A 13371-nucleotide genomic window follows, 5' to 3' on the forward strand; every position below is an offset into this window, starting at 1 on the left:
TACGCCGACCAGACGTGAGTTCCCGCCAGATTGCTCGATTCCTTGGTGCCGCAGTCCTAACCACGGCATCTGTCAGCATTCCTTCCGCCGCAACCGCAGCCCCATGCCCCGACATAGAGGTGGTCTTCGCCCGCGGCAGCGATCAGCAGCCTGGCGTTGGCTGGGAAGGGCAGGGATTTGTCGATTCGCTGCAGCCGCAGGTCGGCGGGAGGTCCGTCGGGGTGTATCCGGTCAATTACCCCGCGCGGGGCAATGATTTGGCCAACTCCGCCTCCGCCGGCGCCATAGATGCGCGCGCCCATGTCGAGTACATGGCGGCGAACTGTCCGAACACCAAGATGGTGCTCGGTGGATATTCGCTGGGCGCGGTAGTGATCGATCTCATCACCGCAGCCGGTGTGCCGCCTCAGGGCTTCATCCCCGCGCCGATGCCGCCGGAGGTCGCTGACCACGTTGCCGCGGTCGCCCTCTTCGGAAATCCGTGGGTCAAATCGCCGGGGGCGCCGCTGGCCGACAACAGCCCGCTGTATGGGGCTAAGACCATCGACTTGTGCAATCCTGGGGATCCGATTTGCTCCGACGGACGGAATACGTCGGCGCACAATCACTATGTGCAGTCCGGGATGGTCGATCAGGCCGCGACCTTCGCCGCAAGCCGGCTCTAGCCGAACGCGGACCGGCTCCATTCGCGCTGCGCGAATAACGGCCGCCGATCCCACACCGGCATCGGCGGAAACACCCATCGACGCCTACGCGTTCACAACCTCCCCACGAAGAACACCTAGTGCGCGACTACCTCGACTGACCCGCTGGGGTCGTAGTACAGCTCCTGGCGGGCGATCCGGCCGTCGCGATAGCGGTAGATCACGACGTACGTCGAGCGCAGGCGTTGCCCACCGTGGGCCCAGTCGAATTGGACGCGCACGAACGCCGCGTCCGCACCGGGTGTGATGGCGTATTCCGCCGCTTCGTAGCGGATTTGGGCGCAGTCCGCGATGGTGAGCGCGATGAACTCGAGCGCGCGCTCGACGCCGTCGATGCGGACAGGCCAATCGAACAGCCGCGCCGTCGGGCTCACGTACACCACGTCGGGCTGATAGAGGTGCCGCGCGACCGCCGGGTCGCCGGCCGCGAAAGCCCTCGCGAAGCACGCCTCCTGCGCTACGAGCGCGTCCTGCGAGATGCCGCGCGCCGTCATCGGAGCGCCCCGAGCACCTGGACGGTCGCGCCGGAGGAACATACCCGGTCGTGGACCTCGACGGCGGCGGCGAGCATCCCTTTTGGGACGTCGAACGCGCACGTGACGCGAGCCTGCTTGCCGGGATTGATTTCGATCGTGTCTTCGCCGCCGCCGGCGGTCACGGCGTCGTCGTAGGTCTTGCCCGCCAGGTCGTTGAGCTCTTCGTTCTGGCAATACATGGCTCGCAGCTCGTCGCCGATGTTGCGGACAGTGATGTCGACGAGCACGAAAGCGCCTTGCGCGGTGTGGATTCCGATGCCTGGTGTGCCGACGTTGACCCGGTGCACGGTGAACGCGAACTTCCCATCGCGGACCTCATGGTTCAACGAGACGGTCGGAAACGAACCTTCTGCCGGGCTGTGACAGCCGGTCACCGCGGTCGTCACCGCCAGTACAGCGACAGCGCGCGAGGGCACGGGTGCGGGTGTTTTGCCCACAGAGCACTCCTACCACCGCCGGCTTCCCGCCACAATGGTTGCCGGGCAAGTGAAGTCGTGCGCTGCGGTCGTACTATGATCCCATGCCGGCAAACCGCACTCTGATCTCCTCCGGCTCCGACTTCGAGTCGGCGGTCGGTTATTCGCGCGCGGTGCGGATCGGCCCGCACGTGGCGGTGGCCGGAACGACCGGCGCCGGACCCGCCGGCGATATCGCCGCGCAGACGCGAGATGCGTTGCGGCGCATCGACATCGCGCTTCAGCAGGCCGGCGCGGCGCTCACCGACGTGGTGCGCACCCGCATGTACGTGACCGACATCTCCCGCTGGCGTGAGGTCGCCGCGGTGCACGCGCAGGTCTTCGGCGGCATACGGCCGGTGGCGACCATGGTGGAGGTTTCCGCACTGATCGCGCCCGAGTTGCTGGTGGAGATCGAGGTCGACGCCTACGTGGCGGAACCCGGCTCCGGAGGAAACACGCCATCGGGACCCGGCGGATAGGCGGTGACGTCGATCACAGCGTCGGCCGGCAGCGGGCCGTACAGATGCGGGAACAGCATCGAGTCCGGATCCGTTGCCACTCCGGGTTCCCAGCGCACGGGCGAGTCCAGTCGGGCCGGATCGATGTGCAACAGGACCAGATCGTCGCGGCCCCGGTAGAGCCGGTTGGCCGGCAGGTGCACCTGCTCGGGCGTCGACAGATGGATGAATCCGGCGCCGGCGTCCGGGTGAATTCCGCCGCGATCACGGGCGCGGGACCACTCCTGGCGGCCGCACAGGTGCACCAAAAGGCCGGGGGTGAGGGCCACAGCGCTCACCTTAAACGGGCACGTCGGCAAAACCGCGGTGGCTCGTGAGAAACGACACACCCGATAACGATCGGGGAACAAGGCGAAAACGCCATACGTCTGAGACAGTGAATGTACGAGAACGGAGAAGCCATGAATGCAACTCTGACCAGTCCCGAGCTGACCAGAGCGGACCGCTGCGATCGTTGCGGCGCCGCGGCTCGAGTCCGCGCCAAGCTGCCTTCTGGGCTTGAGCTTCTCTTCTGCCAGCACCACGCAAACCAGCACGAGGCCAAGCTGGCCGAGCAGGACGCCGTGCTGGAGGTCAGCGCGAGCTAGTCCCGCGGAACTCACCCATCGGCAATGTGGGCGGTGCGGGCAGCCATCGGTAATGCTGGACGGGTATGAGCGATCAGGTCGCAAAGCCGTCCCGCCACCACATCTGGCGAATCAGTCTGAGGACCCTGGCTAAAAGCTGGGACGACTCGATTTTCTCCGAGTCGGCGCAGGCCGGATTCTGGTCGGCGCTGTCCCTGCCGCCGCTGCTGCTGGGGCTGTTGGGGACCCTGGCCTACGTGGCGCCGCTGTTCGGGCCGGACATGTTGCCCACCATCGAACATCGGGTGATCTCGACGGCGCACAGCGTGTTCTCCCCCAGCGTGGTCAACGAGATCATCGAGCCGAGCATCCGGGATATCGCCAACAACGCCCGCGGAGAGGTGGTTTCGCTGGGTTTTCTGATCTCGCTGTGGGCGGGGTCATCGGCGATCTCGGCGTTCGTCGATTCCGTCGTCGAGGCGCACGACCAGACGCCGTTGCGGCATCCCGTGCGCCAGCGGCTGTTCGCGCTGTTCCTGTACGTGGTCGGGTTGCTGGTGGTGGTGGTGACCGCCCCGCTGGTGGTGCTGGGCCCGCGCAAGATCTCCGAACACATCCCCGTCGGCCTCGCCAACGTGCTGCGTTACGGGTACTACCCGGCGCTGATCCTGGGCCTGATGGTGGGGGTGATGATCCTGTACCGGGTGTCGCTGCCCGTGCCGCTGCCGTCGCATCGCCTGATCTTCGGCGCGGTCCTGGCCACGGCGGTCTTCGTGATCGCCACCCTGGGCCTGCGGATCTACCTGAGGTGGATCACCAGCACCGGCTACACCTATGGCGCGCTGTCCACGCCCATCGCGTTCCTGTTGTTCGCCTTTTTCGGCGGTTTCGCGATCATGATCGGCGCCGAGCTCAATGCCGCCATCCAGGAGGAGTTCCCGGCACCGAAGACGCACGCCCACCGGCTGCGCAACTGGGTGCTGGCGCGGACGCGGGGCCGCAAGCAGACGGTCGAATCGCCGCCGAGCGGCGTGATCAGTCCCTCTTGAGCCGCTCGTAGATCCGCTTGCAGTCCGGGCACACCGGCGAGCCCGGTTTCGCCGCCCGGGTGACCGGAAACACCTCGCCGCACAGCGCCACCACATGGCTGCCCATGACCGCACTCTCGGCGATCTTGTCCTTCTTCACGTAATGGAAGTACTTCGGGGTATCGCTGCCGGTCCCGTCGTCGACGCGTTCGTCGGTTTCGGTGCGTTCGATCGTCTGGGTACGCATGCCTCACATTGTGCCTCCTGACTCGCCATTACCGGAACGGATCTGTTGTGGGAGAGTGGAGGTATGAAGCACGGCGAACAGCTAGGCTTCGACGGCTTTGACGACACCGGCCGCCCGGTCCTGATCACCACCGCCGCCCCCTCGTACGAGGAGGAGCATCGCGCGCGGGTGCGTAAGTACCTGACGCTGATGGCGTTTCGGATTCCGGCGCTGATCCTGGCGGCCGTCGCGTACGGCGCCTGGCACAACGGTCTGATCTCCCTGGCGATCGTCGCGGTCTCGGTGCCCTTGCCCTGGATGGCGGTGCTGATCGCCAACGACCGGCCGCCTCGCCGCTCCGACGAACCGCGGCGCTTCGACGAGGCCCGCCGGCGGACTCCCCTGTTCCCCCGCGCCGAACAGCGGGCGCTCGAACCGCGGCGGGCGCCCGGCACGCAAGCTCACACGCCGACCTGGGAGCAGCACGACCCCGGTTCCCGGTAACCGGCCGCCGCGCGCACTTCTCAGGACATTCTCAGGTCGTCGGCACATTTCTGCACGTCAAGGCGTGTGAGATCGCGGCGGGGCGGGAACTCCCAGGCTGGGTCCGTCGTTGAACCACATGACAGTACAAAGCCGAACGGGAGGTCGCTATGGCGAATGCCGGCACAAGCAGGATCGACGGCGATCTGGACGCTCAAAGCCCCGCAGCGGACCTGGTGCGCGTATACCTCAATGGCATCGGTAAGACCGCCCTGCTCAACGCGGCAGGCGAAGTCGAGCTGGCCAAGCGCATCGAGGCGGGCCTGTACGCCGAGCACCTGCTGGAGACCCGGAAGCGCCTCGGCGAGAACCGCAAACGCGATCTCGAGGCCGTCGTGCGCGACGGCGAGGCCGCCCGCCGCCACCTGCTGGAAGCGAACCTGCGCCTGGTGGTTTCGCTGGCCAAGCGCTACACGGGCCGCGGCATGCCGCTGCTGGACCTCATCCAGGAGGGCAACCTCGGCCTGATCCGCGCGATGGAGAAGTTCGACTACACAAAGGGTTTCAAGTTCTCCACGTACGCGACGTGGTGGATCCGTCAGGCCATCACCCGCGGCATGGCCGATCAGAGCCGCACGATCCGGCTGCCTGTCCACCTGGTCGAGCAGGTCAACAAGCTGGCGCGGATCAAGCGCGAGATGCACCAGAACCTGGGACGTGAGGCCACCGACGAGGAGCTGGCCGCCGAGTCCGGCATCCCGATCGAGAAGATCAACGACCTGCTCGAGCACAGCCGCGACCCGGTGAGCCTGGACATGCCCGTCGGCTCCGAGGAAGAGGCCCCGCTGGGCGACTTCATCGAGGACGCCGAGGCCATGTCCGCGGAGAACGCGGTGATCGCCGAGCTGCTGCACACCGACATCCGCAGCGTCCTGGCCACTCTCGACGAGCGCGAGCACCAGGTGATCCGGCTGCGCTTCGGCCTGGACGACGGGCAGCCGCGCACGCTGGACCAGATCGGCAAGCTGTTCGGGCTGTCCCGCGAGCGCGTCCGCCAGATCGAGCGCGACGTGATGTCCAAGCTCCGCAACGGCGAGCGCGCCGATCGGCTGCGGTCGTACGCGAGCTGAGGCCCGCGCCCAGAAGCAAGTAGCAAGACGGTATGCCCGCTGCGTCACACGCGGCGGGCATACTGCTTGCCGGGGAGGCGTTGCACCCATTCGCGCAGCTTGCCAAGTAGACTCGGCGTCAATGGAGGGTGCTGGATGAACGAGCTGGTCGATACCACCGAGATGTACCTGCGAACCATCTACGACCTCGAGGAAGAGGGCGTGACGCCGCTGCGCGCCCGGATCGCCGAACGTCTCGAGCAGAGCGGTCCCACCGTCAGCCAGACGGTGTCCCGGATGGAGCGCGACGGGCTGGTCCACGTCGCCGGCGACCGCCACCTGGAGCTCACCGACAAGGGCCGCGCGCTGGCCGTCGCCGTCATGCGCAAGCACCGCCTGGCCGAGCGACTGCTCGTCGACGTGATCGGGGTGCCGTGGGAAGAGGTGCACGCCGAGGCCTGCCGGTGGGAGCACGTGATGAGCGAGGATGTCGAACGCCGGTTGGTGAAGGTGCTCAACAACCCCACCACCTCCCCGTTCGGCAACCCGATCCCCGGCCTGTTGGACCTCGGCGTCGGCCCGGATTCCGGCTCCGACGAGGCCAACCTGGTCCGCCTGACGGAGCTGCCCGCCGGATCGCCGGTCGCGGTGGTCGTCCGGCAGCTCACCGAACACGTCCAGGGGGACATCGACCTGATCACCCGCCTCAAGGACGCCGGCGTCGTGCCCAACGCGCGGGTGACCGTCGAGACCAGCCCGGGCGGGGGCGGGGTCACCATCCTGATTCCGGGCCACGAGAACGTCACCCTGCCGCACGAGATGGCCCACGCCGTCAAGGTCGAAAAGGTCTGAGCCACCCCGGCCCGGCGGCGACCCGCTTCCCCCGGCTGCGCCGCGCTCGCGCTCGCCACTACCCCGCCCGGCGGCCGAACGCCCGTCGCGGCGGCAACCGCACCCCCAGCCGCTTGGCCAGCCGATAGCCGGTGACCGCCAATTCCCGGATACTCTCCGGTCGCACACCCGACTGCAACGCCTGGTCCAGCATCCCGGCCATCCGATGGCCGGGGTCGCAGCGCAGCGCGGCGTCCAGCGACACGCCGGCGAGCGGTCCGTCCCCGCGGGCGTACGCGCTGAACGCGAGCAACACCAGCGCCTCCACCCGCCACGGCGCGGGCAGCGAACGTGCCAGCAGCGCCCACAGCGACTCCGCGTCGCCGGCGCGCTCACCGACCGCCAGCGCGTACAGGGTGTCGCGCACCTGCACGTCGGTCAGGGCGCAGCCCAGCGCCGCGAGCTCGGCGCCGGACGGCGTCTCGCCGCCCGCGACGCGCGCGGCGGCGGCCAGCGCGTGCCGCACGTCGCGGCGGGCGCAACCCGCCGGATCGGCGCGCTGCGCCGCCTCCCGCTTGGCCGCCCGCCGCCGCAGCGCGTCGGCCAAGCCGGCGCTGCGCGCCGCGTCGACCGCGATCACGGCCTGCAGCTCGGCGCGCCGTCGGTAGAGCCGCCTGCCGTCCAGCACCGCCGCGGCGGCCAGCGGCGACGCCGAGGGGTCGTCGATCGCGCCGCCGGCGCCGCAGCCGTCCACGCAATGCCACCGGCCGCCCCGCTCGACCCGGTCCACCACATGCGCGGCCCACAGCCGAATGTCGTGCTGCGCCAACGCCTCTGCGAGCGCGGCGCACAGCTGCCGGTGTTCGTCGTTGCACCCCGGGCAGTGCGCCCCGTCGGCGTCGACGATCACCGCGATCGCGGCCTCGGGTTCGGCGGCGGCGGCGATCTCGGCGAGATGCCCCACCCGGTCGGCGACGTCCTCGGACAGGTCGACCCGCATCACGCATCCCAGGCCGCCGCCGTCCAGCGACACCAACACCAGTGAATTCTCCGGAACGAAGCCGAGAACGGCCGGTAGCGCCGCGATCAGCGCGCCGGGGCGGTTGAGTTCGAAATCAGCTCGATGCGTCGTCATGGGCACCAACGCTGACGCCCGGCACCGTCAGGCCGTGCGCCCGCGCCGCGGGCGGGCGGCTCGTCTGTGGAGAAAGTCTGGACTGTGGGCCTTATCGTCTATCCATGGGTTCGATGCAGGAGTACGACATGGTCGTCATCGGTTCGGGACCGGGCGGCCAGAAGGCCGCCATCGCCTCGGCCAAGTTGGGCAAGTCCGTCGCCATCATTGAACGCGGCCGGATGCTCGGCGGCGTGTGCGTCAACACGGGGACCATCCCGTCAAAGACGTTGCGGGAGGCGGTGCTTTACCTCACCGGGATGAACCAGCGCGAGCTGTACGGGGCCAGCTACCGCGTCAAGGACAGGATCACGCCGGGCGACCTGCTGGCGCGGACCCAGCACGTGATCGGCAAGGAAGTCGACGTGGTGCGCAACCAGCTGATGCGCAACCGGATCGACCTGCTGGTCGGGCACGGCCGCTTCGTCGACCCGCACACCGTCGTCGTCGAGGACCCGGGCCGCCGCGAGATGACCACCGTCAGCGGCGAATACATCGTCATCGCCACCGGCACCAGGCCGGCGCGGCCGTCCGGTGTCGAGTTCGACGAGGAACGCGTGCTGGACTCCGACGGGATCCTCGATCTCAAGACGCTGCCGGCCTCGATGGTCGTCGTGGGCGCCGGGGTGATCGGCATCGAGTACGCCTCCATGTTCGCCGCGCTGGGCACCAAGGTGACCGTGGTGGAAAAGCGGGACGACATGCTGGACTTCTGCGACCCCGAGGTCGTGGAGGCCCTGAAGTTCCACCTGCGCGACCTGGCGGTGACGTTCCGGTTCGGCGAGGAGGTGACCGCCGTCGACGTCGGCTCCGCCGGCACCGTCACCACCCTGGCCAGCGGCAAGCAGATCCCGGCCGAAACGGTCATGTACTCCGCGGGACGCCAGGGGCAAACCGATCACCTCGACCTGCACAACGCCGGCCTCGAGGTGGAGGGCCGCGGGCGGATCTGGGTGGACGAGAAGTTCCAGACCAAGGTGGAGCACATCTACGCCGTCGGCGACGTGATCGGCTTCCCGGCGCTGGCCGCGACCTCGATGGAGCAGGGCCGCCTGGCCGCCTACCACGCGTTCGGGGAGGCGTGCGAGGGCATCACCGACCTGCAGCCGATCGGCATCTACTCGATCCCGGAGATCTCCTATGTCGGGGCCACCGAGGTGGAGCTGACGAAGAACTCGGTGCCCTACGAGGTGGGGGTGGCGCGGTACAAGGAGCTGGCCCGCGGCCAGATCGCCGGCGACTCCTACGGGATGCTCAAGCTGCTGGTGTCCACCGAGGATCGCAAGCTGCTCGGGGTGCACATCTTCGGCACCAGCGCCACCGAGATGGTGCACATCGGGCAGGCCGTGATGGGTTGCGGCGGCACGGTGGACTACCTGGTGGACGCGGTGTTCAACTATCCGACCTTCTCCGAGGCCTACAAGGTCGCCGCGCTGGACGTGACGAACAAGATGCGGGCGCTGTCGCAGTTCCGCCGCTGAGCGCGCACTGTCCCTAGCAGCTGTCGTCGAGGTCGTTGGGCACCGGGTCGCCGGGACCGCCGGCCTCGGCGCGGGCCAGCAGTTGCGCGGTCTGGACGTCGAACGGCGCCGAGTACGAGACGTTGGCCGCGCACCCGCCGCGCTCGAATCCGCCGATCACCCCGGTCAGCGTGGTGCCGCTGACCCACGGCGCGCCGCTGGTGCCGTCCACCAGCCCCTCGCACACCAGCGAGGGAAACCCGTTGTCGTTGACCGACGTGATGGCCTGGCAGCCGATGGGCGAGCCGCCCACCCCGGCCGCGTACCCCAGCACGGTGACGTGACTGCCCGGCGGGGGCGCGGTGCCCAGCGTCAGCGCCAAGCCGACGCGCGACTCGACCGAACCGCCCGTGTCGTTGCTCACCCGCGCGATCGCGTAGTCCGCGTGCGGGTCCTTGCCCGCGGTCCAGCGCGGGTCGAGGTAGACCGCGTCGGCCTTCCACATGTCGCCCGGAGCGGGCGCGGCGTCACCGACGAAGCCCGGGACGAAGGTGATCTTGGCCGCCCCCGCCAGGCAGTGCGCCGCGGTCATCACCAGGTTTCCGCCCGCCGAATGCAGGACGGCACCCGTGCAGACGTGCAGCGGGCCGTCGTTGATGAAGATCGCCCCGACGCGCCGGTCCGGGTCGACGGGACGAGCGACCGCCCGCTGCTGCGGCTGGCTGAGCCGCTGCACCGGCGCGGTGGCCACGTCGGCCGAGACGACGGGGCGCGCGGCATGGTCGGCGGGCCTGGTGCACGACGTCAGAAACGTCACCAGGCCGACCCCCGAGCACAGCAACACCGTCGATATGCGCATTTGGTGTCCATCATGCCTGACCATGGGGTGGCGGGCAGCGTCGAACCCGCCGGAAAGGTTGCCGCCGGAGTTGGGGTGCCCGTCGATTCGGGGGACACTTGTTAGGGCACCCTGGAGTGATTCCCGAGAGGAGGGAGCCCGATGGCTCGCCATCACAGCGCGGACGACGACGACTATCAGCCCGGGCAGCCCGGCATGTACGAGCTGGAATTCCCGGCGCCCCAGTTGTCGACGGCCGACGGCCAGGGCCCCGTTCTGGTGCACGCCCTGGAGGGCTTCTCCGACGCGGGTCACGCGATCAGGCTGGCCGCCACCCACCTGCGGGCGGCGCTGGACGCCGAGCTGGTGGCGTCGTTCGCGATCGACGAATTGCTGGATTACCGCTCGCGGCGGCCGTTGATGACCTTCAAGACCGATCACTTCACCCACTACGACGACCCGGAGCTGAGCCTCTACGCGCTGCGCGACAGCGTCGGCACCCCGTTTCTGTTGCTGGCCGGCATGGAGCCGGACCTGAAGTGGGAGCGGTTCATCACCGCGGTGCGCCTGCTGGCCGAGCGCCTGGGCGTACGGCGAACGATCGGCCTCGGCACCGTCCCGATGGCCGTCCCGCACACCCGGCCGATCACGCTGACGGCGCATTCCAACAATAAGGAGCTGATCTCCGACTTCCAGCCCTGGATCTCGGAGATCCAGGTGCCGGGCAGCGCGTCCAACCTGCTGGAATACCGCATGGCCCAACACGGTCACGAGGTCGTCGGCTTCACCGTGCACGTCCCGCACTACCTCACCCAGACCGACTACCCCGCGGCCGCGCAGGCGCTGCTCGAGCAGGTGGCCAAGAGCGGGTCGCTCGAGCTGCCGCTGTCGGCGCTGACCGAGGCCGCCGAGGAGATCCGGGCCAAAATCGACGAACAGGTCCAGGCCAGCGCCGAGGTGGCTCAAGTGGTGGCCGCGCTCGAGCGACAGTACGATGCCTTCATCGACGCTCAGGAGAACAGGTCGTTACTAACGAACGACGAGGACCTGCCTAGCGGCGACGAGCTTGGTGCCGAGTTCGAGCGATTCCTTGCCCAGCAGGCAGAGAAGAAGAACGACGACGACCAGACTTGAGCCTCTTCAAAACGCCCATAGCCCGGGCCGACACCAAGGTTGGCGAGATGACCGAGCGGAAGCGCAAGAGCAACCTTCGCCCGGTGCGCGAGGTGACGGCCCCCACGCTCGAGTTCCGCACCATCCACGGCTACAAGCGGGCCTACCGGATCGCCGGCTCGGGGCCGGCGATCCTGCTGATCCACGGCATCGGCGACAACTCCACCACGTGGAATGCCGTACAGGCCAAGCTCGCCCAGCGGTTCACGGTCATCGCGCCCGACCTGCTCGGCCACGGCAAATCCGATAAACCGCGCGCCGACTACTCGGTGGCCGCGTACGCCAACGGCATGCGTGACCTGCTGTCCGTGCTCGACATCGAGCGGGTGACGATCATCGGCCATTCGCTGGGCGGCGGGGTGGCCATGCAATTCGCCTACCAGTTCCCGCACATTGTCGAGCGGCTGATTCTCGTCGCCGCGGGCGGCGTCACCAAGGACGTCAACGTCGTCTTCCGGCTGGCCTCGCTGCCGATGGGCAGCGAGGCGCTGGCGTTGCTGCGGCTGCCGCTGGTGCTGCCCGCGGTACAGCTGGCGGGGCGGCTGGCGGGCCTGGCGATCGGGTCGACCGGCCTGGGCCGCGACCTGCCCAACGTGCTGCGCATCCTCGACGACCTGCCGGAGCCGACGGCCTCCGCGGCGTTCAGCCGGACCCTGCGCGCGGTGGTGGACTGGCGGGGCCAGATCGTCACCATGCTGGACCGATGTTATCTGACCGAGGCCATCCCGGTGCAGATCGTCTGGGGGACAAAGGATGTGGTGGTCCCGGTCCGGCACGCGTGGATGGCACACGCCGCGATGCCCGGCTCCCGCCTGGAGATCTTTCAGAACTCGGGCCACTTCCCGTTCCACGACGACCCCGCCCGCTTCATCGACATCGTCCAGCGCTTCATCGACAGCACCGCCCCCGCCGAATACGACCAGGCCGCACTGCGCGGCCTGCTGCGCACCGGGGGCGGCGAGAAGACCGTCACCGGCCCGGCCGACACCCGCGTCGCCGTGTTGAACGCCATGGGATCCGACGAGCGCAGCGCCACCTGACAATTGCGTTGACCCGGCTCGTACAGTCGGGTCATGGGTATCGATGTGACGGTGGTGCGTGTGTTCACCGATCCGGAGGGGAATTTCGGCAATCCGCTCGGCGTGGTCGACGCGAGCCAGGTCGGCGGCCCGGACCGGCAGCGGCTGGCGACCCGATTGGGTTACAGCGAAACGGTTTTCATCGATATCCCGGCCGCCGGCGCGACCACCGCGCAGGCGAGGATCTACACCCCCCGCACGGAGCTTCCGTTCGCCGGTCACCCGACCGTCGGCGCGGCGTGGTGGCTGCGCGAAAACGGCCGGCCGATCAAAACGCTGCAGGTGCCGGCGGGCCTGGTCCAGGTGAGCTATCCGGGCGAACTGACGCGAATCAGCGCCCGCTCGGAGTGGGCCCCGGAATTGGCCATTCACGAATTCGGTTCCGCCGACGACGTTTTGGCCGCCGACCCGGCCGACTTTCCCGTCGACGTCGCGCACTACCTGTGGGCCTGGGTCGATCGGCCGGCCGGCTCGGTGCGTGCGCGGGGGTTTTTCGCAAACCTCGGCGTGCCGGAGGACGAGGCGACCGGCTCGGCGGCGATGCGGATCACCGACTACCTCAGCCGCGACCTGCACATCACGCAGGGCAAGGGGTCGGTCATCGACACCACGTGGAACGCCGAGGGGTGGGTGGGCGTGGCGGGGCGCGTCGTCAACGACGGTGTCCGGCAGGTCGACTGAGCGACTCAGACCCGGCGGTGCAGCACCGCGTCGAGGTGATCCTGTAAGGGCTGCCCCACCGCGCCCATGCGCACCTTGTAGGACAGCTCGTCGCCGTCGATGCGCAGCGACCGGCCAAGCGCCGTAACCTCTTTGGCGGTCGGGGTCAGGCCGATTGTCCCGCCGGAACCCGTCGACAGCTCGACGTCGATGCGGTCGCCGGTCACCGAATAGGTGCCCACCTCGATTTCGGTGATGCCGCTCGGGTGGGCCAGCACCAGCTCGACCTCGCCCGGCCGCGGCGCCCGCAGATATCCCGTCTCGGCGTGCAGCGGCTTGCCGTCGGTGACCGCCTTGGTCTTTTGCGAATAAGCCAGAAACGGCTTGCCCACATGGGAGAACACGACTTCCTCGAAATAGTCGAAGGGCTGGATCGTCGGGTACTTGCCCGAGCCCCGACCGGCCCAGGTCCCCAACAACGGCGCCAGCGCCTCCAGATCGGGGTGCAGATCGGGCGGCATAACGACA

The 13371-nt window shown here is 68.6% G+C and carries 18 protein-coding genes; 11 read left to right on the plus strand and 7 right to left on the minus strand.

What is annotated here, in order from left to right:
- Nucleotides 1–14: 14 nt before the first annotated feature.
- Complete coding sequence (locus A5696_RS28715; RefSeq protein WP_067882501.1) at nucleotides 15–665, plus strand: cutinase family protein; 651 nt, start codon at nucleotides 15–17, stop codon at nucleotides 663–665.
- Between the two features lie 116 nt (nucleotides 666–781).
- On the opposite strand, the gene A5696_RS19130 is transcribed toward A5696_RS28715, so the two are convergent.
- Both A5696_RS19130 and A5696_RS19135 read right to left on the minus strand, forming a co-directional pair.
- Nucleotides 782–1198, minus strand: coding sequence for a nuclear transport factor 2 family protein (locus A5696_RS19130; protein ID WP_067882503.1), 417 nt, complete (start codon nucleotides 1196–1198; stop codon nucleotides 782–784).
- Nucleotides 1195–1677, minus strand: coding sequence for a DUF4352 domain-containing protein (locus tag A5696_RS19135; RefSeq protein ID WP_082956407.1), 483 nt, complete (start codon nucleotides 1675–1677; stop codon nucleotides 1195–1197). The genes A5696_RS19130 and A5696_RS19135 overlap by 4 nt, the downstream gene beginning before the upstream one ends.
- Before the next feature lie 83 nt (nucleotides 1678–1760).
- On the opposite strand from A5696_RS19135, the gene A5696_RS19140 reads away from it, so the two are divergent.
- Nucleotides 1761–2177, plus strand: coding sequence for a RidA family protein (locus A5696_RS19140; RefSeq protein ID WP_067882506.1), 417 nt, complete (start codon nucleotides 1761–1763; stop codon nucleotides 2175–2177).
- On the opposite strand, the gene A5696_RS19145 is transcribed toward A5696_RS19140, so the two are convergent.
- On the minus strand, nucleotides 2123–2485 hold the full coding sequence (locus tag A5696_RS19145; protein WP_067882508.1) for a DUF952 domain-containing protein: 363 nt from the start codon (nucleotides 2483–2485) through the stop codon (nucleotides 2123–2125). The two genes, A5696_RS19140 and A5696_RS19145, sit on opposite strands and share 55 nt — an antisense overlap.
- Before the next feature lie 132 nt (nucleotides 2486–2617).
- On the opposite strand from A5696_RS19145, the gene A5696_RS19150 reads away from it, so the two are divergent.
- On the plus strand, nucleotides 2618–2803 hold the full coding sequence (locus A5696_RS19150) for a hypothetical protein (protein ID WP_067882666.1): 186 nt from the start codon (nucleotides 2618–2620) through the stop codon (nucleotides 2801–2803).
- Nucleotides 2804–2868: 65 nt separating this feature from the next.
- Nucleotides 2869–3831, plus strand: a complete 963-nt coding sequence (locus A5696_RS19155) for a YihY/virulence factor BrkB family protein (protein WP_067882510.1) — start codon at nucleotides 2869–2871, stop codon at nucleotides 3829–3831.
- Here A5696_RS19155 and A5696_RS19160 read toward each other — a convergent pair.
- Nucleotides 3818–4057, minus strand: coding sequence for a DUF3039 domain-containing protein (locus A5696_RS19160; RefSeq protein WP_067882512.1), 240 nt, complete (start codon nucleotides 4055–4057; stop codon nucleotides 3818–3820). The genes A5696_RS19155 and A5696_RS19160 overlap by 14 nt on opposite strands.
- Nucleotides 4058–4102: 45 nt before the next feature.
- On the opposite strand from A5696_RS19160, the gene A5696_RS19165 reads away from it, so the two are divergent.
- The 3 genes from A5696_RS19165 to A5696_RS19175 all read left to right on the plus strand — a co-directional run bounded on the left by A5696_RS19165 (nucleotide 4103) and on the right by A5696_RS19175 (nucleotide 6480).
- Nucleotides 4103–4540 carry a DUF3099 domain-containing protein gene (locus A5696_RS19165; protein ID WP_156738481.1) on the plus strand — a complete coding sequence of 146 codons (438 nt, stop codon included), beginning with the start codon at nucleotides 4103–4105 and terminating at the stop codon, nucleotides 4538–4540.
- 149 nt (nucleotides 4541–4689) lie between these two features.
- Complete coding sequence (gene sigB / locus A5696_RS19170) at nucleotides 4690–5649, plus strand: sigma-70 family RNA polymerase sigma factor SigB (RefSeq protein WP_067882516.1); 960 nt, start codon at nucleotides 4690–4692, stop codon at nucleotides 5647–5649.
- Between the two features lie 135 nt (nucleotides 5650–5784).
- Nucleotides 5785–6480 carry a metal-dependent transcriptional regulator gene (locus A5696_RS19175; protein ID WP_067882518.1) on the plus strand — a complete coding sequence of 232 codons (696 nt, stop codon included), beginning with the start codon at nucleotides 5785–5787 and terminating at the stop codon, nucleotides 6478–6480.
- 58 nt (nucleotides 6481–6538) lie between these two features.
- Here A5696_RS19175 and A5696_RS19180 read toward each other — a convergent pair whose 3' ends face one another.
- The gene (locus A5696_RS19180) at nucleotides 6539–7594 is read right to left on the minus strand and encodes a DUF4192 domain-containing protein (RefSeq protein WP_067882521.1); all 1056 of its coding nucleotides are present in this window, start codon (nucleotides 7592–7594) and stop codon (nucleotides 6539–6541) included.
- A 113-nt stretch (nucleotides 7595–7707) separates the two neighbouring features.
- On the opposite strand from A5696_RS19180, the gene sthA reads away from it, so the two are divergent.
- On the plus strand, nucleotides 7708–9114 hold the full coding sequence (sthA, locus tag A5696_RS19185; RefSeq protein ID WP_156738486.1) for a Si-specific NAD(P)(+) transhydrogenase: 1407 nt from the start codon (nucleotides 7708–7710) through the stop codon (nucleotides 9112–9114).
- 13 nt (nucleotides 9115–9127) lie between these two features.
- On the opposite strand, the gene A5696_RS19190 is transcribed toward sthA, so the two are convergent.
- Nucleotides 9128–9952: a serine protease gene (locus tag A5696_RS19190; protein WP_369803368.1), complete on the minus strand. Its 825-nt coding sequence runs from the start codon at nucleotides 9950–9952 to the stop codon at nucleotides 9128–9130.
- Nucleotides 9953–10093: 141 nt separating this feature from the next.
- Here A5696_RS19190 and A5696_RS19195 point away from each other — a divergent pair, with 141 nt between their 5' ends.
- The 3 genes from A5696_RS19195 to A5696_RS19205 are packed head-to-tail and all read left to right on the plus strand — an operon-like array spanning nucleotide 10094 to nucleotide 12864.
- Nucleotides 10094–11065 (plus strand): proteasome assembly chaperone family protein, encoded by a 972-nt coding sequence (locus A5696_RS19195; RefSeq protein ID WP_067882527.1) that lies wholly within the window; start codon nucleotides 10094–10096, stop codon nucleotides 11063–11065.
- 47 nt (nucleotides 11066–11112) lie between these two features.
- Complete coding sequence (locus tag A5696_RS19200) at nucleotides 11113–12144, plus strand: alpha/beta fold hydrolase (RefSeq protein ID WP_067882667.1); 1032 nt, start codon at nucleotides 11113–11115, stop codon at nucleotides 12142–12144.
- 33 nt (nucleotides 12145–12177) lie between these two features.
- The gene (locus A5696_RS19205; protein WP_067882529.1) at nucleotides 12178–12864 is read left to right on the plus strand and encodes a PhzF family phenazine biosynthesis protein; all 687 of its coding nucleotides are present in this window, start codon (nucleotides 12178–12180) and stop codon (nucleotides 12862–12864) included.
- Nucleotides 12865–12869: 5 nt separating this feature from the next.
- Here the strand turns inward: A5696_RS19205 and A5696_RS19210 are convergent, their stop codons facing one another.
- Nucleotides 12870–13364 (minus strand): peroxynitrite isomerase, encoded by a 495-nt coding sequence (locus A5696_RS19210; RefSeq protein ID WP_067882531.1) that lies wholly within the window; start codon nucleotides 13362–13364, stop codon nucleotides 12870–12872.
- Between the last annotated feature and the right edge of the window lie 7 nt (nucleotides 13365–13371).

The organism is Mycobacterium sp. E2699, assembly GCF_001666745.1.
Classification (GTDB): domain Bacteria; phylum Actinomycetota; class Actinomycetes; order Mycobacteriales; family Mycobacteriaceae; genus Mycobacterium.

Excerpts from the sequence above, each read along its gene's own strand:
- A5696_RS19200 (WP_067882667.1), top strand. The coding sequence starts at position 11,113 with ATGACCGAGCGGAAGCGCAAGAGCAACCTTCGCCCGGTGCGCGAGGTG.
- A5696_RS19180 (WP_067882521.1), bottom strand. The coding sequence starts at position 7,594 with ATGACGACGCATCGAGCTGATTTCGAACTCAACCGCCCCGGCGCGCTG.
- A5696_RS19130 (WP_067882503.1), bottom strand. The coding sequence starts at position 1,198 with ATGACGGCGCGCGGCATCTCGCAGGACGCGCTCGTAGCGCAGGAGGCG.
- A5696_RS19190 (WP_369803368.1), bottom strand. The coding sequence starts at position 9,952 with ATGCGCATATCGACGGTGTTGCTGTGCTCGGGGGTCGGCCTGGTGACG.
- A5696_RS19150 (WP_067882666.1), top strand. The coding sequence starts at position 2,618 with ATGAATGCAACTCTGACCAGTCCCGAGCTGACCAGAGCGGACCGCTGC.
- A5696_RS19175 (WP_067882518.1), top strand. The coding sequence starts at position 5,785 with ATGAACGAGCTGGTCGATACCACCGAGATGTACCTGCGAACCATCTAC.
- sthA (WP_156738486.1), top strand. The coding sequence starts at position 7,708 with ATGCAGGAGTACGACATGGTCGTCATCGGTTCGGGACCGGGCGGCCAG.
- A5696_RS19205 (WP_067882529.1), top strand. The coding sequence starts at position 12,178 with ATGGGTATCGATGTGACGGTGGTGCGTGTGTTCACCGATCCGGAGGGG.
- A5696_RS19155 (WP_067882510.1), top strand. The coding sequence starts at position 2,869 with ATGAGCGATCAGGTCGCAAAGCCGTCCCGCCACCACATCTGGCGAATC.
- sigB (WP_067882516.1), top strand. The coding sequence starts at position 4,690 with ATGGCGAATGCCGGCACAAGCAGGATCGACGGCGATCTGGACGCTCAA.
- A5696_RS19210 (WP_067882531.1), bottom strand. The coding sequence starts at position 13,364 with ATGCCGCCCGATCTGCACCCCGATCTGGAGGCGCTGGCGCCGTTGTTG.
- A5696_RS19140 (WP_067882506.1), top strand. The coding sequence starts at position 1,761 with ATGCCGGCAAACCGCACTCTGATCTCCTCCGGCTCCGACTTCGAGTCG.
- A5696_RS19160 (WP_067882512.1), bottom strand. The coding sequence starts at position 4,057 with ATGCGTACCCAGACGATCGAACGCACCGAAACCGACGAACGCGTCGAC.
- A5696_RS19195 (WP_067882527.1), top strand. The coding sequence starts at position 10,094 with ATGGCTCGCCATCACAGCGCGGACGACGACGACTATCAGCCCGGGCAG.